This is a genomic window from Paraburkholderia caledonica NBRC 102488, from assembly GCF_000685095.1.
In the GTDB taxonomy this organism is placed as follows: domain Bacteria; phylum Pseudomonadota; class Gammaproteobacteria; order Burkholderiales; family Burkholderiaceae; genus Paraburkholderia; species Paraburkholderia caledonica.
In genome coordinates this window covers 614,891-639,263 of sequence record NZ_BAYE01000002.1, presented here as the reverse complement: position 1 = coordinate 639,263, position 24,373 = coordinate 614,891, and the positions used below count along the sequence as shown (strand labels likewise).

General features: G+C 63.0%; 22 protein-coding genes. 16 read left to right on the top strand and 6 right to left on the bottom strand.

Annotated features, from left to right (window positions below):
• Positions 1–23: 23 nt before the first annotated feature.
• Both BCA01S_RS06765 and ggt read left to right on the top strand, forming a co-directional pair.
• Positions 24–1,541, top strand: coding sequence for an MFS transporter (locus BCA01S_RS06765; RefSeq protein ID WP_255218468.1), 1,518 nt, complete (start codon positions 24–26; stop codon positions 1,539–1,541).
• A gap of 145 nt (positions 1,542–1,686) precedes the next feature.
• Entirely contained in the window at positions 1,687–3,420 is a 1,734-nt protein-coding gene (ggt, locus tag BCA01S_RS06760) for a gamma-glutamyltransferase (protein ID WP_027776278.1), read from the top strand.
• 97 nt (positions 3,421–3,517) lie between these two features.
• Here the strand turns inward: ggt and BCA01S_RS06755 are convergent, their stop codons facing one another.
• Positions 3,518–4,558: a S1C family serine protease gene (locus tag BCA01S_RS06755; protein WP_027776277.1), complete on the bottom strand. Its 1,041-nt coding sequence runs from the start codon at positions 4,556–4,558 to the stop codon at positions 3,518–3,520.
• Positions 4,559–4,770: 212 nt separating this feature from the next.
• Here BCA01S_RS06755 and BCA01S_RS06750 point away from each other — a divergent pair, with 212 nt between their 5' ends.
• Both BCA01S_RS06750 and ppk2 read left to right on the top strand, forming a co-directional pair.
• Positions 4,771–5,196, top strand: coding sequence for a VOC family protein (locus tag BCA01S_RS06750; RefSeq protein ID WP_042318056.1), 426 nt, complete (start codon positions 4,771–4,773; stop codon positions 5,194–5,196).
• A 139-nt stretch (positions 5,197–5,335) separates the two neighbouring features.
• Positions 5,336–6,262 (top strand): polyphosphate kinase 2, encoded by a 927-nt coding sequence (gene ppk2 / locus BCA01S_RS06745; RefSeq protein ID WP_027776275.1) that lies wholly within the window; start codon positions 5,336–5,338, stop codon positions 6,260–6,262.
• Between the two features lie 114 nt (positions 6,263–6,376).
• Here the strand turns inward: ppk2 and BCA01S_RS06740 are convergent, their stop codons facing one another.
• Positions 6,377–7,963 (bottom strand): inorganic phosphate transporter, encoded by a 1,587-nt coding sequence (locus BCA01S_RS06740; RefSeq protein WP_027776274.1) that lies wholly within the window; start codon positions 7,961–7,963, stop codon positions 6,377–6,379.
• Positions 7,964–8,178: 215 nt separating this feature from the next.
• Here BCA01S_RS06740 and BCA01S_RS06735 point away from each other — a divergent pair, with 215 nt between their 5' ends.
• Together BCA01S_RS06735 and BCA01S_RS06730 are read left to right on the top strand one after the other, a co-directional pair.
• Positions 8,179–9,060, top strand: a complete 882-nt coding sequence (locus BCA01S_RS06735; RefSeq protein ID WP_027776273.1) for a CHAD domain-containing protein — start codon at positions 8,179–8,181, stop codon at positions 9,058–9,060.
• A 69-nt stretch (positions 9,061–9,129) separates the two neighbouring features.
• Positions 9,130–10,722 carry a GGDEF domain-containing protein gene (locus BCA01S_RS06730; RefSeq protein ID WP_052369435.1) on the top strand — a complete coding sequence of 531 codons (1,593 nt, stop codon included), beginning with the start codon at positions 9,130–9,132 and terminating at the stop codon, positions 10,720–10,722.
• Positions 10,723–10,788: 66 nt separating this feature from the next.
• Here the strand turns inward: BCA01S_RS06730 and BCA01S_RS06725 are convergent, their stop codons facing one another.
• A complete protein-coding gene (locus BCA01S_RS06725; protein ID WP_027776271.1) occupies positions 10,789–11,853 on the bottom strand; it encodes a VTT domain-containing protein in 1,065 nt (354 codons plus the stop codon).
• 228 nt (positions 11,854–12,081) lie between these two features.
• On the opposite strand from BCA01S_RS06725, the gene BCA01S_RS06720 reads away from it, so the two are divergent.
• The gene (locus tag BCA01S_RS06720) at positions 12,082–12,990 is read left to right on the top strand and encodes a DMT family transporter (RefSeq protein ID WP_027776270.1); all 909 of its coding nucleotides are present in this window, start codon (positions 12,082–12,084) and stop codon (positions 12,988–12,990) included.
• A gap of 39 nt (positions 12,991–13,029) precedes the next feature.
• Here BCA01S_RS06720 and folE read toward each other — a convergent pair whose 3' ends face one another.
• Positions 13,030–13,668: a GTP cyclohydrolase I FolE gene (folE, locus tag BCA01S_RS06715; RefSeq protein WP_027776269.1), complete on the bottom strand. Its 639-nt coding sequence runs from the start codon at positions 13,666–13,668 to the stop codon at positions 13,030–13,032.
• A 126-nt stretch (positions 13,669–13,794) separates the two neighbouring features.
• Positions 13,795–14,724, bottom strand: coding sequence for a LysR family transcriptional regulator (locus BCA01S_RS06710; protein WP_027776268.1), 930 nt, complete (start codon positions 14,722–14,724; stop codon positions 13,795–13,797).
• A 438-nt stretch (positions 14,725–15,162) separates the two neighbouring features.
• Between BCA01S_RS06710 and BCA01S_RS06705 the strand changes: the two genes are divergently transcribed.
• The 5 genes from BCA01S_RS06705 to pcaC all read left to right on the top strand — a co-directional run bounded on the left by BCA01S_RS06705 (position 15,163) and on the right by pcaC (position 19,232).
• Positions 15,163–15,870: a 3-oxoacid CoA-transferase subunit A gene (locus BCA01S_RS06705; RefSeq protein ID WP_020066627.1), complete on the top strand. Its 708-nt coding sequence runs from the start codon at positions 15,163–15,165 to the stop codon at positions 15,868–15,870.
• A 13-nt stretch (positions 15,871–15,883) separates the two neighbouring features.
• Entirely contained in the window at positions 15,884–16,543 is a 660-nt protein-coding gene (locus BCA01S_RS06700; RefSeq protein WP_027776267.1) for a 3-oxoacid CoA-transferase subunit B, read from the top strand.
• Positions 16,544–16,666: 123 nt separating this feature from the next.
• Positions 16,667–18,046: a 3-carboxy-cis,cis-muconate cycloisomerase gene (locus BCA01S_RS06695; RefSeq protein WP_027776266.1), complete on the top strand. Its 1,380-nt coding sequence runs from the start codon at positions 16,667–16,669 to the stop codon at positions 18,044–18,046.
• Between the two features lie 5 nt (positions 18,047–18,051).
• The gene (pcaD, locus tag BCA01S_RS06690) at positions 18,052–18,843 is read left to right on the top strand and encodes a 3-oxoadipate enol-lactonase (protein WP_027776265.1); all 792 of its coding nucleotides are present in this window, start codon (positions 18,052–18,054) and stop codon (positions 18,841–18,843) included.
• Positions 18,840–19,232: a 4-carboxymuconolactone decarboxylase gene (gene pcaC, locus BCA01S_RS06685; RefSeq protein ID WP_027776264.1), complete on the top strand. Its 393-nt coding sequence runs from the start codon at positions 18,840–18,842 to the stop codon at positions 19,230–19,232. Before pcaD ends, pcaC begins: the two co-directional genes overlap by 4 nt.
• A 59-nt stretch (positions 19,233–19,291) precedes the next feature.
• On the opposite strand, the gene BCA01S_RS06680 is transcribed toward pcaC, so the two are convergent.
• Positions 19,292–20,041 carry a TetR family transcriptional regulator gene (locus BCA01S_RS06680; protein WP_027776263.1) on the bottom strand — a complete coding sequence of 250 codons (750 nt, stop codon included), beginning with the start codon at positions 20,039–20,041 and terminating at the stop codon, positions 19,292–19,294.
• Positions 20,042–20,451: 410 nt separating this feature from the next.
• Between BCA01S_RS06680 and BCA01S_RS06675 the strand changes: the two genes are divergently transcribed.
• The 4 genes from BCA01S_RS06675 to BCA01S_RS06660 all read left to right on the top strand — a co-directional run bounded on the left by BCA01S_RS06675 (position 20,452) and on the right by BCA01S_RS06660 (position 24,220).
• A complete protein-coding gene (locus BCA01S_RS06675) occupies positions 20,452–22,035 on the top strand; it encodes a hypothetical protein (protein ID WP_027776262.1) in 1,584 nt (527 codons plus the stop codon).
• Between the two features lie 21 nt (positions 22,036–22,056).
• Entirely contained in the window at positions 22,057–22,998 is a 942-nt protein-coding gene (locus tag BCA01S_RS06670) for a UPF0280 family protein (protein ID WP_027776261.1), read from the top strand.
• On the top strand, positions 22,974–23,564 hold the full coding sequence (locus BCA01S_RS06665; protein WP_027776260.1) for an amino acid synthesis family protein: 591 nt from the start codon (positions 22,974–22,976) through the stop codon (positions 23,562–23,564). Before BCA01S_RS06670 ends, BCA01S_RS06665 begins: the two co-directional genes overlap by 25 nt.
• Positions 23,565–23,635: 71 nt before the next feature.
• Positions 23,636–24,220, top strand: a complete 585-nt coding sequence (locus BCA01S_RS06660; RefSeq protein WP_027776259.1) for an amino acid synthesis family protein — start codon at positions 23,636–23,638, stop codon at positions 24,218–24,220.
• The last annotated feature ends 153 nt before the right edge of the window (positions 24,221–24,373 follow it).

Here is a 24,373-nt window from a genome sequence, read left to right as displayed (position 1 = left end):
AGGTTCAGCAAAGAGCCGGCTCAATGCCGGCTTTTTGTCGTTCAAGGACTATCCAGTGCGCATCGCAACCTTCGTTGCCGCTGCAATGCCATAATCGACGCTTTATATCGACGGCCTTGCCAACCGTCGCTCTGCCAATGCCTTTCGCTTTAGGCGCTTTCATTGTTCCGCTGATCGTCGCGTGTGCGATGTTCATGGAAAACGTGGACGGCACGGTCATCGTGACGTCGCTGCCGGTTCTGGCGCGCGATCTCGGTCAGGATCCCATCACCCTCAAGCTGGCCGTCACCGCGTATGTGATCGGCCTCGGGGTCTTCATTCCGATCTGCGGCTGGGTCGCGGACCGCTTCGGTTCGCGCACGGTGTTTCGCACGGCCATCGGCATCTTCATGGCAGGCTCGCTGATGTGCGCGGCGTCGACCTCGCTCGGCATGTTCGTGGCCGCCCGCTTCGTGCAAGGCATCGGCGGCGCGATGATGGTGCCGGTTGGGCGCATCATCATCTTCCGTTCGGTGCCGAAATCCGACTTCATACGGGCGGTCAATTATCTGACGGTGCCCGCGCTGCTCGGGCCTGTGGTTGGGCCGCCGCTCGGCGGCTTCATCACCACGTATCTGCATTGGCGCCTGATCTTCTTCGTCAATATTCCGATTGGTCTGCTCGGCATCTGGCTCGCCAACAAGCACATCGCCAACGTGCGCGAAGCGCATCCAGGCCGGCTCGACTGGACCGGCTTCCTGTTGTCCGCGAGCGGCGCGTCGCTGTTCATGCTGGGGCTTTCGCTGGTGGGCGGCGAGCTGGTGCCGAACCTCGTATCGATCGGCATGTGCGCTGTGGGTGTCGTGCTGCTGGTGGGTTACGTGCTGTACGCGAATCGCGTGGAGTTGCCGGTGCTCGATCTGCGCCTTTTGCGTATTCCGAGTTTTCACGCGAGCGTGGCGGGCGGCTCGCTCTTTCGCATCGGTCTCGGCGCCGTGCCGTTTCTGTTGCCGCTCGCGTTGCAGGAAGGCCTGGGCATGACTCCGTTTCTGTCAGGTTCGATCACATGCGCGTCCGCATTCGGCTCGATCTTCATGAAGGCGGCGACCTCACGCATACTCGGACGCTTCGGCTTTCGCACCGTGCTGATGGTCAACGCGGGCTGCGCGGGCATTGCCATCGCGATCTACGGACTGTTCTTCCCCGGCACGCCGCACTGGTTGATCTGGTGTGTCGTGCTGGTCGGCGGCTTCTTTCCGTCGCTTCAGTTCACGTCGTTGAACACGTTGGCCTACGCCGATATTCCGAGCCGCGACGTGGGCCGCGCGACCAGCGTCGCAAGCGTGATCCAGCAGCTTTCGCTTGGGCTGGGGGTGACGATCGCAGGTATCGTGCTGCAGATTTCGCACAATCTGCAGGGTCATTCGAGCATCGTGTTCTCGGACTTCTGGCCGGCTTTTGTCGTGGTCGGCCTGTTCTCATTCCTGTCTATTCCGGTCACGGCACGCTTGCCGCACGACGCCGGCGACGAAATCGCCCGTGGCCGCCGCGGCACGGCATAACGCAGACACGCGACGCGTGCTTTTTGTGTGCCGCAGCAGTCTTCCTACGGGCTACCGCGGCTTCGCAAAGAGCCTGTTCACATGTTATAAGCCCCAAGGGAATGGAAGTTATCGTCTGGTGAAACAGTCGTCTTGGGGGATATCAATGAAGTTGTTCCGCAACGCCAAATCGTCTGCTAGCGGGTTCGCGCTGGCAGCACTGCTGTCTGTTTCGGTCGGATTTCTCGAGGCCACGCCGGCAGTCGCCAAGCCGCCCGCGAAAGCTCAGCCGGCTGTCCTGACTGCGTCCGCGATCGCGGTTGCCGACGAGTACAGCGCCGACGCCGCCGAACAGATCTTCAAGGAAGGCGGCAACGCCGTCGACGCCGCGGTCGCCATCGCCTTCACGCTCGCCGTGACGTATCCGGAAGCGGGCAACATCGGCGGCGGCGGTTTCATGACGCTGTACGTGGGCGGTAAGCCGTACTTCCTCGACTATCGCGAGCGCGCGCCGCTCGCGGCTACGAAGAACATGTATCTGGACGACAAGGGCGAGGTCATCAAGGGCATGAGCCTGTACGGCTATCGTGCCGTGGGCGTGCCCGGTACGGTCGACGGCATGTGGCAGGCGCAGCGCCGCTTCGGCAAGCTGAAATGGAAACAGGTACTCGCACCGGCCATCCACTATGCGCGCGACGGCTTCACGGTCAGCGAGCAACTGCAGGAGCGTCGCGACGCGGCAGCGAAAGAATTCGCCGGCAAGACGAACTTCGACACCTACTTCGGCAACCTGAAGCAAGGCGTCAACTTCAAGCAACCTGATCTGGCCGCCGTTTTGCAGCGCATTTCGGACCAGGGCGCGAAAGACTTCTACTCGGGCAAGACCGCCGACCTGATCGCTGAATCCATGCGCGGTCACGGCCTCATCACGAAGGCGGATCTGCAGCAATACAAGGCCGTGTGGCGCCAGCCGATCCAGGCCGACTGGAAAGGCTACCGCGTGTACACCGCACCGCCTCCGAGTTCGGGCGGCATCGGCCTCGTGCAATTGTTGAAGATGAAGGCCGACCGCGAAGCAGACTTCAAGGACGTCCCGCTCAATTCGCCGCAATACATCCATCTGATCGCGGAAATCGAAAAACGCGTGTTCGCCGACCGCGCGCAATATCTCGGTGACCCCGACTTTTACAAGGTGCCCGTCGCGCAATTGACCGACGACGCTTACATCGCAAAGCGTGCCTCTGAGGTCAATCCGGAAACCCCGTCCGACACGAAGAGCGTCCAGCCCGGACTCGGCACGTCGATGCCGGAGAAAGCGGAAACCACGCATTTCTCGGTGGTCGACAAGTGGGGTAACGCGGTGTCGAACACCTACACGGTGAACGGGTACTTCGGTTCGGGCGTAGTCGCGGATCGCACGGGCATCGTGCTGAACGACGAGATGGACGACTTCTCCGCGAAGCCGGGCGTGGCCAACATGTTCGGCGTGGTGGGCAGCGACGCGAATTCGATCGAACCCAGGAAGCGCCCGCTGTCGTCCATGAGCCCGACGATTCTCACGAAAGACGGCAAAGTCTCGCTCGTAATCGGTACGCCGGGCGGCTCGCGCATCTTCACGTCGATCTTCCAGGTGATCAACAACATCTACGACTTCAACATGCCGTTGCCGGCAGCGGTCGGCGCGATGCGTTTCCATCACCAGTTGCTGCCGCCGAACACGATTTTCTGGGAGCCGTACCAGCCGATCGACGGCGAACTCGCCAAGCAGGTCGAAGCGAAGGGCTATACGCTAAAGGCCCAGAACTTCAACGGCGATATTCAGGCCATCAAGATCAATGACGACACGCCGGAGCCCGCATCCGATCCTCGCGGCCGTGGTGTCACGCGGATCATTCAATAAGCGTTTTTCGAATGGTGTGGACGGCGTGTCGATCGGGATGCGCCGTTCACGAACACAAGACCTCGCGCTCGAAAGAGCCCGAGGTTTTTTTACGCCATCAGCTTGCCTGTTCCACCGGTGTCAGCGTCAATTCGAGCCGCTGCGCGCCCCGCAGCACCGTCACGTTGACGGGCTTGTCGATCCGCGACGCGTCGAGTGTGCGTTGCAGCGCATCCACGTCCTGCACCGGCAGCGAGTCGATTGCGACGATGGTGTCGTCGGTGCGCAGACCGCCCGCCGCGGCAGGACTGCCTTTGACGATTTCCATCACATGTACGGCGCTTTGCGCGCTCAAACCGAAGTAGCGCTGTACGCGGCGCGACAGCGGCGTCGTCGTGCCCGCCACGCCGATATACGCTCGCCGCACGCGGCCATGCGCGAAAATCTGCATGATGACCCACTTCGCCGTGTCGATCGCGGTCGCGAAGCAGATGGCCTGCGCGCCGGGAATGATCGCGGTATTTACACCGATCACCTGGCCCGCCGAATTGATCAGCGGACCACCGGAATTGCCGGGATTGAGCGCGGCGTCCGTCTGAATCACGTCGTAAATCATGCGGCCGGAATTGGAGCGCAGCGAGCGGCCGAGCGCCGATACGACACCCGTCGTCACCGTTTGCGCGAGGCCGAGCGGATTGCCGACCGCGATGGCGATCTGCCCGACGCGCAGCTTCGACGAGTCGCCCAGCTCCACATGCGGCAGCGGCTCGGCCGAGCCGATTCGCAGCACGGCCAGATCGCTGCCGGGGTCGTCGCCGACCAGATCGGCGTCGAACCTGGAGCCGTCGGCGAGCGTGACCTGGATGTGCGTCGCGCCATGCACGACGTGGCTATTGGTCAGCAGGTAGCCGTCGGGCGTAAAGATGAAGCCTGAGCCCGTGCCGCCGCGAGCGCCGCGTTCGCGCGTGGCGCCGCCCGCCAGCCGGCGTTCGACGGAAATAAAGGCGACGGCCTGCTGCACGCGTTCCAGCGCGCCAATGACGGTGCGCGAATAGGCGTCGAGCAGGGCGTCGTCGGATAGCGAATTGAGATGGTTCGGCCCGGGGGCGTCGGATGCGGCGCGCGACAGGTCATCGATGAAGCGTGGACGGCTTCCCATGGCGATGCTCCGGATAAACGGAATTGCAGATGCGGGGCGCGGCTGGGCTTTTCAAGTGCGTATCCGGCTACGGCCGTCTGGCTCGCCCGGGCAGAGATCCAGCGGAATCTGGCGTGCGCGGCCATCGCCGACGTCGAGCGGGCTTGCGGCGTGTGAGACACTGTGATGCCACCGCGAGCCGTCCGCGACCGCACGCCAAGGAGACCGCCGTCATGAACCTGCCCGCTCATCCATCCGGCGAGACCGATGCTTCGGCTTCGTCAGCTTCATCCTCCGGGGCCGAACCGCGGATCGAGTCGCTCAGCGCTATCACGCTCGCCACCGGCGACATGCGCGAAGCGGTGCGCTTCTACGAAGCCCTCGGTTTCCCACTTAAATTCGGCGGCGGGCAAGCCGCATTTACGTCGTTCGCGTTTGGCGGCACGTATCTGAACCTGATCGCCGATTCGCGTGCGCCGGTCAACTGGTGGGGCCGCGTGATCGTCTATGTGTCGGATGTCGATGCGATTTATCGCAAGGCGCTGGCCGCCGGATTCAAGCCTTCGCTCGAGCCCTCCGATGCGCCGTGGGGCGAGCGCTATTTTCACATCTCCGACCCGGACGGCCACGAACTCAGCTTCGCAAAACCGTTGCGCTAGCGGGCGGCGTCGGCGTGAAACTCGCTATCATTAGCAGGCTGCGGTAACACGGCTGACACCGGACGCACCGATAATCGGGCGCGCCCGCGTCGCTTTTGCCGCCGCGAGCCTGATCATTTTCGTCGCCAGGAGAGCCGCAATGAAAGAGCAGGATCCGAGACCTGAAGCTGAGTTGCTCGTGGAGCGGCAACGCCGTTTCGAGGAAGACCTCATCGACGCGTACGACGAGGAACTCGAGATGGAGGTCGACGACCGCATCCTCGACGGTGCGGAGGGCTTCACGCCTGAGCACCGCGAAGCACGCAAGGTGTATTTTCGCGAGTTGTTCCGCTTGCAGGGCGAGCTCGTCAAATTGCAGGACTGGATCGTGCAGACGGGGCATCGTCTCGTGGTGATTTTCGAAGGGCGCGATGCCGCGGGCAAGGGTGGCGCGATCAAGCGCATCACGCAGCGGCTCAATCCTCGCGTATGCCGCGTTGCGGCATTGCCCGCACCGAACAATCGCGAGCGCACGCAATGGTATTTCCAGCGTTACGTCTCGCAGCTGCCCGCCGGCGGCGAGATGGTGCTGTTCGACCGCAGCTGGTACAACCGCGCGGGCGTCGAGCGCGTAATGAATTTTTGCACCGACGAAGAATACGAAGAGTTCTTTCGCTCGGTGCCCGAGTTTGAGAAGATGCTCGTGCGCAGCGGCGTGCAGATCGTCAAATACTGGTTCTCCATCACCGACGAAGAGCAGGAGATCCGCTTCCAGAACCGCATCCACGATCCGCTGAAGCAGTGGAAGCTCAGCCCAATGGACCTGGAAAGCCGGCGCCGTTGGGAGGCTTATACGCTGGCGAAAGAGGTGATGCTGCAACGCTCGCATATTCCCGAGGCGCCGTGGTGGGTCGTGCAGGCAGTGGACAAGAAACGCGCGCGCCTGAACTGCATTCACCATCTGCTGAGCCAGGTGCCGTATCACGAGATCGAGCATCCGCGTGTCGAATTGCCGGCGCGCGTATATCACGACGAGTACAGCCGTCAACCTGTGCCTGCTTCAATGATCGTGCCCGAGGTCTATTGAGCGGTTAGCCGGCTTGTATCTGAAGTAGAAGAAACGAAAAAGCGCGGCATATGCCGCGCTTTTTCGTTATGCCGGTCCATGCATGCAGATGCATGAACGACCGCGAACGGACTGTTAAAACACGGCGCGGAAAACCCAGTACAAGCCGGCCGCGAGCGCGATAGAGGCGGGCAGCGTCAGCACCCACGCGAGCACAAGGCTGCGCACGGTCGCCCATTGCAAGCCCGAGCCGTTGGCTGCCATCGTACCGGCCACGCCTGAAGACAGAACGTGTGTCGTGGACACGGGCAGGCCGTACATGTCGGCCGCGCCGATCGTCATCATCGCAACGAGTTCGGCCGACGCGCCCTGTCCATACGTCAGGTGTTGCTTGCCGATCTTTTCGCCGACGGTCACCACGATCCGCTTCCAGCCGACCATCGTGCCCAAGCCCAGCGCGATAGCCACCGCGACCTTCACCCACGTCGGGATGAACTTGGTGGCGTGATCCGTTTGGCCCTTGAAGTTGTTGATCGCCTTGGCGTCTTCCGGAGCAAAGGCAGGTTGCTTCGCCTTGTCCATCAGACGAATCGCTTCCGACGCCACGTACATGTTGTTGCGCACGTTGTCGACGATGCCTTGCGGAACCGCCGCCATCGAACCGGATGTGCCGACCTGGTGCGCGATGATATCCGTGAGTTGTTTCAAGGCGGGCACCGTCGCGGGCGTCAGTTGATGCGTGCGGACATACGCTTCGACATCGGCGCGCGGATTGGCGGAAGGAGGCGCGCCATTCGTGTAGCGCGCGAGAGCGCCCGACGTTTGCTCCGCGACCGCGACGAACGTCTGCGTCTGAGCGGGCGTAACGGCCTTGTTCAGCGCATACGCCGTCGGCACCGTGCCGATCAGGATCAGCATGATGAGGCCCATGCCTTTCTGGCCGTCATTCGAACCGTGCGCAAACGAAACGCCGGTGCAGGTGAGGATCAGGAGACTGCGAATCCAGAACGGCGGCGGCTCCTTGCCCTTCGGTTCCGCATACAGCGCGGGAATGCGCACGACGGCTTTCAGAATCATCAGCAGCAGTCCGGCTGCGAGAAAACCTATGAGCGGCGAGAACAGCAACGACTTGCCCACGCCAAGCGCCTGGGTCCAGTCCACGCCACTCGTGCCGTTCACGCCGTGCATCAACTGATTCATCAGGCCGACGCCTATGATCGAGCCGATCAGCGTATGCGAGCTCGACGACGGCAAGCCGAAATACCAGGTCCCGAGATTCCAGATGATTGCCGCGATCAACAGCGCGAACACCATCGCAAAGCCCGCGCTGCTGCCCACTTGCAGGATCAGCTCGACCGGCAGCAGTTGCAGGATGCCGAACGCGACCGCGCCGCTCGAGGTCAGCACGCCCAGGAAATTCCACGCGCCGGACCACACGACCGCGAGATTCGGCGCAAGCGAATGTGTATAGATAACCGTGGCGACGGCGTTCGCGGTATCGTGAAAGCCGTTGACGAATTCGAATCCAAGTGCGATCAGCAGGGCGACGCCGAGCAGCAGATACGGCAGGATGGAACCCTCTCGCACCGGTTGGAGATCGCCCGCGAGCTGCACACCGCAATAGCCCACGCCGACTACGATCACGGCGAGGAAGATCACGAGACCTAGATTGCGCCCCTTGCCACTGGCCGCGCTGGGTTGCGGGTACGAAAGTTCCGGCATGACGTGTGCCCCTGGAGGAATGTCGGTGAATTGCCGATCCTGCGGGGCATATGTGTCTGTACGATGACACGTGCATCGGCGGATGCGTATGAGCGGGCATCCACGGGCATTTGGCGGGCGGCGCCTTGGCTCACGGCCCAAGCCAGCGCTGCATAGCGCGCAGGAATCGTTTTTGCTACGCTGAGGATGCGGGTACACCTTTCGGGGGAAATTCGATGGCGCGCGACAGTCGCAAGGAAAGCCGCAAGGCGGACGAAGGCGCGTCGGTCGCCGATCCGGTTGCGCAAGAGCCCACAGCGCACGCGGCGTTCGCGTCGTATGCGGCCCCGCTCGTGAGCGACGCGATAGCGTTCGCGACTGCAGTACGCGAAGATCCATCGCCGGAAGCGCTGCACAAGCTGAGGGTTTCGCTCCGCCGTTTGCGGTCGTTGTGGTGGGCCTTCGCGCCGCTCCTCGAGAAGGGCGAAAACACGCGGCAACGCGCGCTGTACAAGTATCTGGCCACTGCAGCCGGCAAAACCCGCGACTGGGACATCCTGATCGAACTCCTCGGCCAGGAAGATAGCGGTGCACGCAGCCTCGCGCCGAAGCTGGAGCAGGCGCGCGGCAATGCGCTCGCGACGAGCCGCGAGACGCTGTCGAACGCGGACGTCAAGCATCTGCTGCGCGAGGCGTTGACGAGCGCATCCACGGAGATCAACACGACGCACGAACGCGTACCGCTGAGCAAATTCGCGGGCAAACGGGTGGCAGCGTCGGAGCGTTCGTTGTTCAAGCGCGCGAGGCGCGCGCGCCGCGCGAAACCTTCTAATTACGCCGCTTTTCACGACGTCAGGAAAGCCGGCAAGAAGCTTCGCTATCTGCTCGAATTTTTTCAGCCGGTATTGAGCGGCAGCCACAAGCGCACGCTCAAGCGGCTCAAGCAGGTGCAAAAACGTTTCGGAACGCTAAACGATATTGTCGCGAGCGAAATGTTGCTGCGCGACAATGCGTCCTTGTTTGCCGGATCGGGCAACACCGACGCCGTGCTGCAGTGGTTGCACAAGGAGCGCAAACGCCGCATGCGTTCGGCGGCAGGACTGTTGCGCAAGCTATAGCGCGAACGCGGCCTGACACGCGGCAGGCAATACACCCCCGCATAATTTCGAATGGCGGCCCGCACGCTCATGCGGTCCGCGTGCAATGGAGGCAACGCGCAGGTGGCAAATCGAGCGCATTTGCAGAGGCGTCGCTGGCGCAGGACTTTCCGGCATGGAGCAGGCAGCGTCGCGCGTTACGTAGGCAATCGTCCGGTATTGGCGGGTGTGGCCGGTACGCTGGTCGCGGTGGCGATGGCGGCGCTCACGTTGCTGACGCTCCTCAGCGGCCGCACTGACGCGCTTAACCATGCGCGCGAAACGTCGCAGAACCTGGTGTCGATCATCTCCAGCGATCTGGAGAGGAACGTCGAAATCTATAACCTCTCGTTGCAGGCAATGGCCGATGGCGCGCAGCATCACCTGGGTGCCGGGCTGCCTCCGGACGCGCAGCGAGCGGTGCTGTTCGACCGTGCTACGACGGCCGCGTATCTCGGCGGCGCGTATATCGTGGGCGCGCAGGGCGACGTGATCGCTTCGCAAAGCGGCGACATCAACCGGGACGTTCGCTTTACTGACCGCGACTATTTCATGGTCCATCGGCGCAACGCGACGGCGGGTCTTTATCTGTCGCATCCGTTCCGCTCCCGCTTGCGCGACGGCAAGTTGTCGATAGGGCTCACCCGGCGGATCAACGACGCCAATGGCAACTTTGCCGGCGTTGCGTTGCTTGCGATTCGCATCGAATACTTCCAACGCCTGCTCGAACGGATCAACATTGGCAAGCAGGGCTCGGTATTCATCGCGATGGACGACGGCACGCTCATCGCGCGCAAGCCGTACTTGCCGCAAGATATCGGTGCAAGCATTGCGAGGTCCCCGAGCTTCGTCCGCATGGCCGCGCACAACGCCGGTTCCTATGTGGCGCCTTCCGCGGTCGACGGTGTCGAGCGCATGTTCACCTACGCGCACGTGCCGGGCACCTCGCTGATTGCGGTCGTTTCGCCCGCCGTCGACGACGTGCTGGCGCCGTGGCGTCGACGCGCGACGATTAGCGGCGCATTGACGCTCGCGTTCGGCGCAGTCTTCGTGGCGGTATCCTGGCTACTGGCGTTTGCGCTGCGCGGCAAGTTGCGCGCGCAGGCTGCGTTGACGCGCCTCGCCGCCACCGACCCGCTAACCGGACTTGGCAACCGCCGTGTGCTCGACAATCGGCTCGACGAAGAGTGGCGCCGCGCGCGGCGCACGGGCCAGCCGCTGTCGGCGCTCTTTATCGACATCGATCATTTCAAGCACTTCAACGACACACACGGGCATGCAAGCGGCGACGAGGCACTGAGCGCGGTGGCCGAATGCATATCGACCACGGTGCGCCGTTCAGTCGATGTGGTCGCGCGCTATGGCGGCGAGGAGTTTGCCGTGATACTGCCGGACACGTCGGCCGACGGTGCACTCACGGTCGCCGAAAAGATTCGCCGAAGAGTGCAGGCGCAAGACATTCTGCAGGGCGGCGACGACACAGTGGCGGTCACGGTGAGCGTCGGTTGCGCGACCTGTGTGCCTGCGCAAGGTGCAAACGCATTCGACCTGCTCGCCGCGGCCGACCGGCAGCTTTATGTGGCGAAAGCGGCGGGCCGCAATCGCGTCTCTGCGGCGCAGTCGCCCATGCGTTCGATGACGTAGTACTCGCTGCTATTGATTAGCTTGAAGCACACGAGGCGAGGTTAACCTGGACAGCGCAGCCGGCACTCATGCGCTTGCGCGGCTTCGCGGCGCGAGGCCGCGCAGGGTCACGGCGTTTTGTGCGTCTCGATCCAAGCCGCCACGCAATCCGCCAACTGACTGCGCTGGCCGGCTTGCGCCCGGCTCGTCGGCCAGCAGCGCTCCCACCGGGAAGCCGCGCCGCTGCCATGCATCCAGCCCTCCGCGAAGCGCGCGAATCCGCGTATAGCCGTAGTTGCGCATGCGCATGCTGATCTCGGCAGCCGTCGCGCTGTCCGGGCACACGCAGTAAATCACCATGTCGTAAGCGCGCAGAGCGAAGTCGATCTGTTCGGGCGAATGCGGGTCGAGTGCGAACGCGCCCGGAATCGGCGACGCTGTGTCGAGCGCCGCGCCCGGTGGACGTGCGTCGAGTACCTTGGGCGTCGGCTTGCGGGCCGCCGCGCGGCTCGACGCTTGCGGTTGCGCGCCGCCATCGGCGAGCGCAGATTGCCGGCGTGCCCGCCGCTGCAGAAAAAGGCGATAGGCGAGATACAGCAACGCGGCGCCCAGCAGCAAATCGATCACCGTGCCGCCTCGCGCTCTGACGAACTCGAACAACATATGCAGTTGCCGTTCCGCTGCCGCGCCGCCGAGAAGCCAGAAAGTGGCCCACGCCATTGCGCCAGTCAGGTCCCAGATTGCATAGATGCGCGCGTCGACGGCCGTGGTGCCCATCAGCGGCGGCGTAATCAGCGCGAGGCCAGGGACGAACTTCGAGATCGACACCAGCGGTACGCCGAAGCGCTCGAACATCGAGCGAGCCTGTTCGACCCGGGCATCGAGAGCGGGCACCAGCTGACCGAGCACGCCAATCAGCTTGCTGCCGTAAAGGCGGCCGGCCGTGAACCACAGGCCGTCGCCGATCAATGCGCCGAGCACCGCGGCGCACAGCACCGGCCAGAACGACAGCGTGCCCGCCGCGATCGCGGAGCCGGCAAACAGCAACACGGGGACGGCGGGAATCGGCACTCCGAGTCGCGTCAGCAGCACGTTGCCGAAGACGACCGCGCCGCCCCAAGTGGATACCGCCGACGACGGAAACTCTACCAATTGAGCGGCTCCTGGGTTCTTGTTGGGAAGTTGAAAGCGCGCCTATTGTTGCCCGGCTCGACTGCCGATGCAAAGACCGTTCCCGTCGCGCCCGGGCTTCTTCCTTCAATCAGGATACTCGATCGATCTCCCGCAGGGCCACTGCGCGACGCGCTGCAATTTCGTTCAAGACCGCCTGCCGACGCATGTTTAAGCTGCGTGCTCGTACCTTTGCCTCGGAGATGCCGGATGAACTCACGGTACATCGGTTATATGTGCTGCGCGCTGGCGATGGTCGGCGTCGGCAGCACGGTGGTGGTGAGCAAGTCGATCGCGGCGGGATTGCCGCCGTTCAGCGCGACCGCGCTGCGCTTCGCAATTGCGTTTCCGTTGTTTGTGCTGATCATGCGCTGGCGCGGCGTTCGGTGGCCGCGTCTCGACCGGCGCGACGCCGCGCTCGTGGTCGCGCAGGCCGCGGCGGGCAGCGTCGGCTATACGGTGTTGCTCATCAGCGGGATGAAACTTGCCTCCGCCGGCGATGCAGGCGTGATCGCGGGCACGTTGCCCGCAGTGTCGGCGGTAGTCGCGATGCTGGCGCTGGGCGAGCGGCCGTCGCCTTCGCTGCTCGGTGCGGTCTGTCTTGCCACGGCGGGCGTGCTTGCTTGCACCGTGCATCCCGGCGAAAGCGTTGCGCCGCATGCAGGCGGTTCTTCTATCGTGGGCAACGCGCTGGTGTTCGCGGCGATTGTCTGCGAGGCGCTCTTCATTCTGCTTAATCGCAAGCTGCGCACGCCGGTTGCGCCGCTGCCGTTGTCGGCGTTGATGTGCGGCGTCGGCTTCGCGGTGTCGGTCGTGCCTGCGTGCTTTGAAAGACCCTGGAGCATGCCGCTCGACGCCGGCGCTCTGAGCGGCGTGCTGTATTACGCGCTCGTGCCGACCGTGGCCGGCTTCGTTCTCTGGTATGAAGGCGCCGCGCGCGTGAGCGGCGCGGAGGCCGGCTTGACGACCGCGCTCGTGCCGGTCAGTGCATTGGCTTTGGCCGCGCTGCTATTGCACGAGCCGGTTAGCGCGGCGCAACTCGCGGGCGTTGCCTGTGTGCTCGGCGCCGTGATGCTCGCGACGTTCGGGCAACCGCGCAGCACGCGCAAGGCGGCGTGAGGCACGCGTGGTGCCGCGCGTTCGGCTAGAAACGTGCTCTTACGTGTTGGGCACCGCGACGGCGCCGGGATTGCCGACGATCGACAGAAACTCGCGGCGCGTGGACGGGTCCGTGCGGAACGTGCCGAGCATGCGCGACGTAACCATTGTCACGCCGGCTTTGTGCACGCCGCGTGTCGACATGCACTGATGCGCGGCTTCGAGAATGACGCCCACGCCCGCCGGTTGCAATACGTCGTTCAACGTGTCGGCGATCTGCACGGTCATCTTTTCCTGAATCTGCAGGCGCTTCGCGAATGCGTCGACGAGACGAGCGAGCTTTGAAATGCCGACGACCCGATGCTGCGGCAGATACGCGACATGCGCGCGCCCGATGATCGGCACCATGTGATGTTCGCAATAGCTTTCGAAGCGAATGTCCTTCAGCACGATCATCTCGTCGTAGCCGTCCACCTCGGAAAACGTGCGAGCGAGGATTTCGCGCGGATCGACCTGATAGCCCGCATAGAACTCTTCGTAAGAGCGCACCACGCGCGCCGGTGTGTCGAGCAGGCCCTCGCGCTGCGGATCGTCGCCGGCCCAACGCAGCAGCACGCGCACGGCTGCTTCTGCTTCTTCACGGCTCGGACGGCCGTTCGTGGCCGCCGGTGTGGTTTGTTCTGTCTTGCTGCTGGTCATCCGTCGCTCCTCCGGGATCGCGCGTCGGGCCAGGATGGAGCGCGCGGGTTCATGAGTGGGGTCATTGTTCCATGTTTTACGCCGGATCGTGCCGATGCCCCTTCCGACGTCGCGGGGCTGACGGTTTCATTTCGGCCACTCGTCCATTGCGTCGTTGAAGAGCTGCGCGACCACGCTGCGCAGCCAGCTTCCGCGCGGATCGTTATGAAACTTGCGATGCCAGTGCTGCCGCAAATCGAAACGCGGCAGCGGCAGAGGCGGCTCGACGAGCGTGATCGACGCATGTTCCGACACATACGCGAAGCCGATTGCATGCGGCACGGTCGCGATCAGATCCGTGCGCGCGAGGATGAACGGCAGGCTCATGAAGTGCGGCGTCTCCAGCACCGCCCGCCGCTTGATGCGTTTTTTCACCAGATATTGTTCGAGGACTTCCTGGCTGCGTCCTTCCGCGCGCACCACCGCGTGCCCCGACGCGACGAATTGCGCGAGCGTGAGCGGCGCCTTTGAAAGCGGATGACCGGCGCGCATCAGGCAAATGAAGCGGTGCGTGAAGAGCCGCTGCTGGAAAAAATTATTACCCGACAGGTCCGGAAAGTAGCCGACGGCCAGATCGACGTCGCCCGATTCGAGCCCGCGTTCGACATGCGCCGGCGACAGCGATACGGAGCGCAGGTTCGCATGCGGCGCGCGCTCGGCGAAGAGTTGCAAAAGCCGTGGCAAAAAGACGATCTCACCGACGTCCGAAAGCGCGATCGAGAACGTATGCGTGCTCGTGTCCGGGTCGAACTCCTGCGCGTCGAGCATGCCCTTCTCGATCCGCAAAAGCGCGTCGCGCGCGGCCGGCAGAATGGCGAGCGCGCGAGGCGTGGGCTCCATACCTTTGGAAGTGCGCACGAACAGCGGGTCGTCGAAATATTCGCGCAGCCGCCCAAGCGCAGTGCTTACACGCGGCTGGCTCACGCCGAGTTGCTCGGCCGCGCGGCTGACGTTGCGGGTGTCCTCCATCGCGACGAGGTAGGGAATCAGATTCAGATCGAGGTTGGTGTCCGACATGCTTTTCGGCCGGCGGCCGTGTGTGCTATTCGATATATCGATAAAGGGTAGCCGAAGAATCACCATGCGGAATAGTGGGGTTTTCTTTGCTCGCCGAGCCGGAAGAGGGCGCGCGAGCCCAACAGGCGCGCACCTCGAACGTCGGCAACCTATGATTAAGGGAAAGTCCGTGCCTTGACAATGCAGTTAAAGCGCAACCATAATCGCTGAATCGTTCGCTAAACGAATCACTGTTCACTCTGCGAACAAAACTAGCGAGCTGGCAGGCGACTCGTCGCAAATAGGATCGCCGCCCGGACTCAATGGAACCAGGCGGCGGAGAGCGGGCGGAAGCAGCCCCCACGGTTTGCCACAGCTCGCATCTGTCTGGAGACCGCCCGCGTAGGCTGCCGTCACGGCGATGCCCGGCGTGCGTAGCGCCTCACAAGGAAATTCGACATGATCAACAAGATTTTCGAGTCACTTCAGTCGGCGGTCGCCGACGTCCACGACGGCGCGACTGTCATGATCGGCGGCTTCGGCACGGCCGGCATGCCGTCGGAGTTGATCGACGCGCTGATCGAGCAAGGCGCGCGCGAACTCACCATCGTCAACAACAACGCCGGTAACGGCGACATTGGCCTTGCAGCGCTGCTCAAGGCGAAGCGCGTGCGCAAGATCATCTGCTCATTCCCGCGCCAGACGGATTCGTATGTGTTCGACGCGCTGTATCGCGCCGGCGAAATCGAACTCGAACTCGTGCCGCAGGGCAATCTGGCCGAGCGCATTCGCGCGGCGGGCGCGGGCATCGGCGGATTTTTCACGCCGACCGGCTACGGCACGAAGCTCGCTGAAGGCAAGGAAACGCGTCTGATCGACGGCAGGCACTATGTGCTCGAGTCGCCGCTGCATGCGGATTTCGCGCTCATCAAGGCGTATAAGGGCGACCGCTGGGGCAACCTCGTTTATCGTAAGACGGCTCGCAACTTCGGGCCGATCATGGCAAGTGCGGCGAAAACCGCGATCGTGCAGGTGTCGGAAGTCGTACCGCTCGGCGCGCTCGATCCGGAAAACATCGTGACGCCGGGCATTTTCGTGCAACGCGTGATCGAAGTGCCGCAAGCGGCACATGCTCCGCTGCCCAATCCCCGCGACGCTGCCGCCTGAACCGGAGACCGACATGAAGAAACTGACCCGCGATGAAATGGCCAAGCGCGTTGCACTGGATATTCCGGAAGGCGCGTATGTGAACCTCGGTATCGGCGTGCCGACGCTGGTGGCGAACCACCTGGCAGCCGACAAGGAAATCTTCCTGCACAGCGAAAACGGCCTGCTCGGCATGGGCCCCGCGCCCGCGAAGGGCGAGGAAGACGACGAACTGATCAACGCCGGCAAGCAGCATGTCACGCTGCTGACGGGCGGCGCGTTTTTCCACCACGCCGATTCGTTTGCGATGATGCGCGGCGGCCACCTCGACTTCTGCGTGCTCGGCGCGTTCCAGGTGTCGGCGAAGGGCGACCTCGCAAACTGGCACACCGGCGCACCGGACGCGATTCCCGCCGTCGGCGGCGCGATGGATCTCGCCATCGGCGCGAAACAGGTCTACGTGATGATGGAGCATCTGACCAAGCAGGGCGAAAGCAAGATCGCCGCTGAATGCACGTACCCGGTGACGGGCGTCGGTTGCGTCGATCGCATTTACACGGACCTGGCCATGATCGACGTTACCGATCAGGGCCTCCTGGTGCGCGAGATTTTTTCGGATATCGACTTCGACGCGCTGCTCAAACTCACGGGTGTGCCGCTTATCGACGGTACGCAGGACGCGCGCGCCGCGTAAGCGTGGCGTGGCGCGGCGCGGGGTGCGTCGATGTGGCTTCGTGCGGCACGCATGCTGCCGCGCGCCCCGCGTTTCGCCGAGCAGTGCTACATTCAATAAAATCATCCGGCCATCCACGTCATCATGCTCGACTCCAGCGGTCGCCTCACCGGCCTTCTTTGCGGCACGCAGCCGATGAACGACATCTGGGCGCCGCGTGCCACGTTGCAACGCATGCTCGACGTGGAAGCGGCGCTTGCACGGGCTTCGGCAGCGCACCATGTGATTCCTGAAACGGCGGTGCCGGCAATCGAAGCAGCCTGCCACGCCGATCAACTCGACGCCGACGCGCTAGCGCGCGACGCGGCGCTCGGCGGCAATCTCGCGATTCCTCTCGTCAAGCAACTCACCGCACGCGTTAAGGCGGCTGACGCCGAAGCGTCGAAATACGTGCATTGGGGCGCGACGAGCCAGGACATCATCGACACCGCAACGGTGCTGCAACTACGCGATACCTTCAACCTGCTGGACAGCGGCTTGCAAGCCACTTGCGACGCAATCGCGAAACTTGCGGCCACGCATCGCGCGACGCCGATGATCGGCCGCACATGGTTGCAGCAGGCGTTGCCGATCACGCTTGGCCTGAAATTCGCGCAATGGCTCGATGCGTTGTTGCGTCACCGCGAGCGGCTCGATGCGCTGCGTGCGCGCGCGCTCGTGCTGCAATTCGGTGGCGCGGCCGGCACGCTGGCGAGCCTTCGCGATGCTGCGCCGCAAGTCACGCAAGCGCTCGCGCAAGAACTCGGCCTCACGGTGCCTACATTGCCGTGGCATACGCAGCGCGACCGGATTGCGGAGAGCGCATCGTTCTTCGGCATGCTGATCGGCACGCTCGGAAAGATCGCGCGCGACATCTCGCTGCAAATGCAAACCGAGATCGACGAACTCGCCGAGCCTGCCGCTGCGGGCAAAGGCGGATCGTCGACGATGCCGCACAAGCGTAATCCGGTTGGCTGCGCGGCGGTTCTCACGGCGGCCACGCGTGCGCCCGGACTCGTCGCCACGGTATTTGCGGGCATGGTGCAGGAACACGAGCGCGCGCTCGGCGGCTGGCAGGCCGAATGGGACGCGCTGCCGGATCTTGCACGGCTTGCTGGCGGCGCGCTCGCCAACATCGAACAGATCGCGGCTGGACTCAACGTGAACGTGCCGCGCCTTGCCGCGAATCTCGACGTCACGCACGGCCTGATTCTCGGCGAAGCGGTCATGCTTGCGCTCGGGGACAGCATCGGCCGGATGGACGCGCATCATCTCGTGGAGCGCGCGTCGAAAGCCGCGATCCGCGACGGCCAGACGCTTTTCGATGTGCTGTCCGCGGACGCGGCCGTGACCCAGCATCTTTCGGTCGAGCGTCTGAAACAACTGCTCGACCCCGCTCAATACGTCGGCCAGGCGCACGCATATGTGGACGCAGCGCTGGCGCTTCATACCGCGCGTTCACAGCGCGCCCCTTCGAAGGAGTAACCGGCATGCCTTACGCCGCAGTCAACGGCACGGAGCTTCACTATCGGATCGACGGCGACCGTCACGGTAATGCACCGTGGATCGTGCTGTCGAATTCGCTAGGCAGTGACCTGTCCATGTGGACGCCGCAAGTCGCGGCGCTGTCGAAGCACTTCCGCGTGTTGCGCTACGACACGCGCGGTCACGGCCATTCCGAAGCGCCGAAAGGTCCGTACACGATCGAGCAACTGAGTAGCGACGTACTGGGCCTGATGGACACGCTGAAGATCGCGCGCGCGAATTTTTGCGGCGTGTCGATGGGCGGGCTGACAGGCGTAGCGCTGGCCGCTCGTCATGCGAATCGTTTTGAGCGCGTCGTGCTCGCGAATACGGCGGCGCGAATCGGCTCGCCTGAAGTGTGGGTGCCGCGCGCCGCGCGGGCTCGCACGGAAGGCATGCTGGCGCTGTCGGATGCGGTGTTGCCGCGCTGGTTCACCGCCGACTACATCGAGCGGGAGCCGGTGGTGCTCGCCATGATTCGCGACGTATTCGTGCACACGGACAAGGAAGGTTATGCATCGAATTGCGATGCGATCGACGCCACCGATCTTCGCCCCGAAACGCACGGCATCAAGCTGCCGGTGCTCGTGATCAGCGGCACGCACGACGTCGCGGCCACGCCTGCGCAAGGACGCGAACTCGCGCAGGCGATTCCAGGCGCGCGTTACGTCGAGCTGGACGCGTCGCATATTTCGAACATCGAGAAGGCCGATGCTTTCACGAAGACAGTCATCGACTTTTTGACGGAGCCCAAATGAACGACGAAGACCGATACGAAGCCGGAATGGGCGTGCGCCGTGCAGTATTGGGCGATGCGCACGTGGACCGCTCGCTTGCGAATCGCACAGAGTTGACTGAAGAGTTCCAGAATTTCATCACTCGTTATGCGTGGGGTGAAATCTGGACACGCGAGGGCTTGCCGCGGCACACACGCAGCCTGCTGACCATTGCAATGATGGTCGCGTTGAATCGCAGCGAAGAACTTGCGCTGCATTTGCGCGCGGCGAAAAACAATGGCGTGACGCGAGAACAGATCAAAGAGGTATTGCTGCAAACCGCGATTTATTGCGGGGTGCCGGCGGCCAACTCCGCGTTTCATCTCGCCGACAAACTGTTCCGCGAGGACGACGCCGCAGCGAAGCAGTGAGTTGGTTCGCGGCAGTCATGCTTCAACCCTACGACGCGCGCCCGATACGGCGCGCGTTTTTACATGGTGGGCCGTGCGGGCTCGGTTTCGCGACGTGAATTAGCATCAACGTCAGTCACGGCATCTGCATTCGGGCGCGCCTGAGCTGGCGAGTCGATCCGGACAGCGCGCAATACGGTGTCCTTGATAACTTCGCGCCAATGCGCGAGCGCCGCCTTGTCCATTAGCGGCTCGCCGAGAAACGCGCCCAACGTGTACTGGTTCGCGTTATAGAAGTAGCCGAGCGATGCGATTAGCAAATACACGTCGCGCGCCTTTACGTCGGCGCGGAAAACGCGCTGCGCCTTGCCTGCATCCAGAAGCTTTTGCACCACGGAGATCGCAAAGCCAGAAATCTCCTTCAGCTTCGAAGACTTCTTCGCGTGCTTGCCTTGATGCAGATTCTCGCTCGACAGCAGCGTAACGAACTCGGGATGGTCGAGGTAGTACTGCCAGACGAACTCGACCATCTGTTCGAGGCCGTGTACCGGATCGTCCAGATCGAGATCGAGCTTGCTCTCCGCTTCGTTGAACTGCGTGTAGATCGTTTCCAGTACTTCGATAAACAACTGTTCCTTGCTGCCGAAGTAGTAGTAGATCATTCGGTCGTGCGAGCGCGCAGCCTTCGAAATGCTTTCCACGCGCCCGCTTGCATAGCCTTGCTTCGCGAAGACCTTGATTGCCGCTTTCAGTATCTTGGCGCGCGTGTCTTGCGCCTGTTTCGCACGGATGCCGGTGGCTCCCGGTTTGCGAGCGGCAGTGGAACTCATGGCGGTCCAGTATCTCTTTTGGCGTCGTTAAACGATTTGCACCTTGCGACTTTGCGTCCGCTGTTCGCCAGGGCAGATGCGCGTCCTCATCATACAGCGGGCCTTGCATAGTGTGAGTGCTGCGGGTGTTATGAGTGCTGCGGGTGCGACAGCTTCCGCGCAAACTGGAAGATCGATCAAACGCGCGCTCTTTGAATGCCGCGTTGCACCATCCGCATACGCACGGGAAACACATTGCGCAGTCTATTTTGATCGAGTAGATTTGCAAGAACTTTGGTGTAGCGGATACTACACGAACGGTAAGTGACCGCAACATGAAATTGGCGAGTCACACGAAACGTCCCTTGAAACAAGGGCTATTCGTCAACCGGGCAGGACCGATTGTAATGTCGTCGTATGGGAACCCCACCATGACAGAACATACGAAGGTCGATTTCGGTGCAGAGCGCGTGGACGGCGAAACCGCCTCGACGCCCGGCCCCACCGTGCTCGAGAAGGCGGCGCCGCGCAGCGAGCGGATGGCGTCGAACAAGATCGAATGCAATGCCTGTCCGGTGCTGTGTCAGATATCGGAAGGCCGCACCGGTGCATGCGATCGCTATGCGAATGCAAGCGGACGGCTCATTCGCGTCGATCCGGTGGTGTTTCTCTCTCGCGCAAACGGAGCGGACTCCACGGTCGAATTCGGTACATCGTCAGATGCTCAAGAGGATTCCACCGAGCAGGCGCTGTTCGTGACCGGTGTCGGCGCATCGTCCACTTACCCCGACTACAAACCCGCGCCTTTTATCGTTGCGTCGAAGCGCGACGACGTCGACATGATCACGGTCGTCACCGAAGGCATTTTCAGCTATTGCAGCTTCAAGGTAAAAATCGACACTGACCGTTTTCTCGGTCCCGAGCAGGCCAACGTGCGCTGTCAGGGTGAGATCGTCGGGCATGTGACGACGGCCGAATACGGCTCGCAAATGTTGAGTCTCGGCGGCGTGCATCATCTGACCGGCGGCAGCAAGAAAGAAGGCCGCGTGACTTGCGACATGATGCTCGCGCTCGGCAATAAACAGGCGGTGGAGTTGAGCATAGACGGCGGCGCGAGCCTCGCGATTCGCGCCGGTGCCGCGCCGGTTGTCGACGGTGTCGAAGAGCAGCGCATGCGCGTGGGTTGCGGGTCGGCGACTATCGGCATCTTCGCTAAGCAATGGTTCGGGCACGCGGACGAAGTCGTCGTAGTGGACGATCACATCACCGGCGTGCTGACCGAACATCAGGCGGGGCGCTGCCTCGGCATGACACGCTCCGGCATCCGGATTCGCGGACGCAAGTCGACGCCCGGCCGCTACTTTCAGGTGGCGAATCCTGGCATTGGCTGGGGCGGCACCGACATTCAGGACCCCCTTGCGATTATCGAAGGCTTCGACCCTGCAGTTGCGAAACCCGGCATGCGCCTGCTGATGGTGTCGACCACCGGCGAGCACGCGCAGTGGTATGAGCTCGATCAGGATCTCGTTCCGCGCGTGGCCGAGATGCCCGATGCGGTGCGCAGAACAGTGGAGCGAATCGGCGAAAACTGCGAGCCGTCGCTTGCCACGGTGCTATTTCTCGGCGGCGCGGGCGGCAGTCTGCGCGCGGGCGCGACCGAGAACCCGGTTCTGCTCACGCGCGCGATCAAGCAGAAGCTCGTCAACGTGACATGCGGCGGCGCGCCGGCTTATGTGTGGCCAGGCGGCGGCATCACCGTGATGGTCGACGTATCGCGCATGCCTGACCGGTCGTTCGGTACTGTACCGACGCCCGCGATTGTTGCGCCGATCGAATTCACCATGACGTACGACGCCTATCGCGATCTCGGCGGCCATCTGGATGCAGTGCGTTCATTGGAAAACGTGTTGATCAACGGTCCCGAACATATCGAAGGCGCGCCGCTTGCGCGCCGCATGGTGGCCGCCAATCCGGTTAATCCGTGGCCACCCGTCATGCCGCCAATGCTCGGCTAACCGGACTGTCACGACAACGCAATGAGGCCAACCCGCATCCGCATCGACGCAACCCGCTGGCATTGGCAGCACGGGCCGATCGATCTGATCCTCGGCGCCGACGGAGAACCCGCCGCGCTGCAAGCTGCTTTTGATGCGTGCTGGACGCGTTTTGTCGACGTATTGCCTGAACTGGTCGATGAATTAAAAAGGCTTCGGCGACCCATTGGCGCCGACGCGTCGCCTGATGACTGCGCGCTTCAAGGCCGTGTTGCGCGTCGCATGTGGTCCGCGTGCCATCCTCACCGCGCCCGCTTTATCACGCCAATGGCGGCCGTTGCAGGCAGCGTCGCCGACGAGTTGATAGATGCATTCGCGCGTGAAGGCATCTCTCGCGCGTTCATCAACAATGGCGGCGACATAGCGTTTTATTTGACGGAAGGCCGGCAATATCGCGTCGGTGTATTTGCGGACGTCTCGCAGTCGCTCGCGAAGGTGCAGCGCCGAGGCGGCGACGCGCTCGACGCCAATCTCACGCTCGATGCGAACACGCCCATTCGCGGCATTGCCACGAGCGGTTGGCGCGGCCGCAGTTTCAGTCTCGGCATCGCGGACAGTGTGACGGTGCTCGCACGCAATGCGGCAAGCGCCGACGCCGCCGCGACGATGATCGCCAACGCTGTGAATCTCAATCATGCAGGCATCGTACGTGTACCGGCTTCGTCGCTGAAGGACGACACCGATCTGGGTGACCGGCTTGTTACCGCCAACGTGCCTTCGCTGCCACAGCCGCTCATCGATTTTGCACTTGCACGCGGCGTTGAAGCCGCGCGGCGTTTGCTCGATAGAGAGATGATTGACGGCGCCGCATTGTTCTTGCAAGGGCGAGTGCGAGTCGCCGGTATGCACGGCACGGGCGCGTTGCTTTCACATCGCGCTCAAACAACAACGGAGGTTCCGTGTTCGAAATACGCCGCGTGCTGACGCACGTCGAAGACATCTTCCACGAGTTCGGCCCAGCGCCCGCGGAGCCGTTGCGGCGCGGTGCCATTGCCGCTGTGATGACGAACCCGTTCGCCGGCCGCTATGAAGCGAACATCGAACACGCGATGGAAGCGCTCAAGCCCATTGGCTTCGACATGGCGCAGCGGCTGCTCGCGGCGATGGCGGTCCCGCACGCGTCGATCGAAAGTTATGGCAAGGGCGCAATTGTCGGCTCGCGTGGCGAACTCGAACACGGCGCGTTGTGGCATGTGCCAGGCGGCTATGCGATGCGCGAGTTGCTGGAGAAAAATGGCGTGCCCACCAACGCTATCGTGCCGTCGACGAAAAAGGTCGGCGCGCCTTCCACCGCGCTCGACGTACCGCTTACGCATGTGAATGCGAGCTACGTGCGCAGTCATTTCGACGCGATCGAAGTACGCGTGCCCGGCGCACCGTCCGCCGACGAGGTGGTGTACATCCTCGCGATGAGCACCGGTCAGCGCGTGCATGCGCGCGTCGGCGGGCTCGCGAAAGAGGCGATTGTGGGCAAGGACGGCCTGCGCTGAACCACGTTTAAGGTTGCAACGGGCGCACGGACAACACAGAGCAACGCAGGCATGGAAACACGGAGAGCGAAATGGCAATCAGGCTTCGCAAGCTAGTCGTGCAAGTGGACGAAACACGCATTGAAATGGGCCAGAACGTCGATCCGCCGGCACGTCGCGCGGTGGCGATCGCGGTGATCGACAACCCGTACGCGGGCCGCTACGAAGCGAAGCTCGACGCGCTAATCGAGGCCGGCGAGGAACTGGGCGCGCTGCTCGGCAAGAGGTGCGTCGAAGCGCTCGGCATCGAACCGGGCGACGCGCAAAGTTACGGCAAGGCCGCGATTGTCGGCGAGGCAGGCGAACTCGAACACGCCGCCGCGATTTTGCACCCGAAGCTCGGCGCGCCGTTGCGCGCGGCGGTCGAAAAGGGCGCGGCGCTCGTGCCGTCGGCGAAAAAAATGGGCACGCTCGGCACCGCGATCGACGTGCCACTCGGCCATAAGGACGCCGCTTTCGTGCGCAGTCATTTCGACGCGATCGAGGCGCGCGTGTCGGATGCGCCGCGTGCCAACGAGATCGTGGTCGCGGTGGCCGTGACCGCGTCGGGCCGGCCGTTGCCGCGTATCGGCGGTTTGCAGGCAAGTGAAATCAAGGGCGAGGATGGTTTGCGCTGACGCTTGCACAGGGATTTGCATGCGATTTTTTCACGGCTTCCCGCAAGGGCTTTCTTTCAGGTAGTGTGCTGCCGTTGATGCGTGCGAGCACGGTGCCGTACGCGCCGCAACGTCTGCTGGTCGAGCCTCTTGCCGTTTGGCGCGTGGATCGTC

Bases quoted from the DNA above. Each gene is read 5' to 3' on its own strand.
- BCA01S_RS06750 (WP_042318056.1), top strand. From the start codon at position 4,771: ATGAACCTGCCCGCTCATCCATCCGGCGAGACCGATGCTTCGGCTTCG.
- pcaC (WP_027776264.1), top strand. From the start codon at position 18,840: ATGAACGACGAAGACCGATACGAAGCCGGAATGGGCGTGCGCCGTGCA.
- BCA01S_RS06740 (WP_027776274.1), bottom strand. From the start codon at position 7,963: ATGCCGGAACTTTCGTACCCGCAACCCAGCGCGGCCAGTGGCAAGGGG.
- ggt (WP_027776278.1), top strand. From the start codon at position 1,687: ATGAAGTTGTTCCGCAACGCCAAATCGTCTGCTAGCGGGTTCGCGCTG.
- folE (WP_027776269.1), bottom strand. From the start codon at position 13,668: ATGACCAGCAGCAAGACAGAACAAACCACACCGGCGGCCACGAACGGC.
- BCA01S_RS06700 (WP_027776267.1), top strand. From the start codon at position 15,884: ATGAAGAAACTGACCCGCGATGAAATGGCCAAGCGCGTTGCACTGGAT.
- pcaD (WP_027776265.1), top strand. From the start codon at position 18,052: ATGCCTTACGCCGCAGTCAACGGCACGGAGCTTCACTATCGGATCGAC.
- BCA01S_RS06765 (WP_255218468.1), top strand. From the start codon at position 24: ATGCCGGCTTTTTGTCGTTCAAGGACTATCCAGTGCGCATCGCAACCT.
- BCA01S_RS06730 (WP_052369435.1), top strand. From the start codon at position 9,130: ATGCGGTCCGCGTGCAATGGAGGCAACGCGCAGGTGGCAAATCGAGCG.
- BCA01S_RS06675 (WP_027776262.1), top strand. From the start codon at position 20,452: ATGACAGAACATACGAAGGTCGATTTCGGTGCAGAGCGCGTGGACGGC.
- BCA01S_RS06660 (WP_027776259.1), top strand. From the start codon at position 23,636: ATGGCAATCAGGCTTCGCAAGCTAGTCGTGCAAGTGGACGAAACACGC.
- BCA01S_RS06735 (WP_027776273.1), top strand. From the start codon at position 8,179: ATGGCGCGCGACAGTCGCAAGGAAAGCCGCAAGGCGGACGAAGGCGCG.
- BCA01S_RS06710 (WP_027776268.1), bottom strand. From the start codon at position 14,724: ATGTCGGACACCAACCTCGATCTGAATCTGATTCCCTACCTCGTCGCG.
- BCA01S_RS06755 (WP_027776277.1), bottom strand. From the start codon at position 4,558: ATGGGAAGCCGTCCACGCTTCATCGATGACCTGTCGCGCGCCGCATCC.
- BCA01S_RS06680 (WP_027776263.1), bottom strand. From the start codon at position 20,041: ATGAGTTCCACTGCCGCTCGCAAACCGGGAGCCACCGGCATCCGTGCG.
- BCA01S_RS06705 (WP_020066627.1), top strand. From the start codon at position 15,163: ATGATCAACAAGATTTTCGAGTCACTTCAGTCGGCGGTCGCCGACGTC.
- BCA01S_RS06720 (WP_027776270.1), top strand. From the start codon at position 12,082: ATGAACTCACGGTACATCGGTTATATGTGCTGCGCGCTGGCGATGGTC.
- BCA01S_RS06670 (WP_027776261.1), top strand. From the start codon at position 22,057: ATGAGGCCAACCCGCATCCGCATCGACGCAACCCGCTGGCATTGGCAG.
- BCA01S_RS06695 (WP_027776266.1), top strand. From the start codon at position 16,667: ATGCTCGACTCCAGCGGTCGCCTCACCGGCCTTCTTTGCGGCACGCAG.
- ppk2 (WP_027776275.1), top strand. From the start codon at position 5,336: ATGAAAGAGCAGGATCCGAGACCTGAAGCTGAGTTGCTCGTGGAGCGG.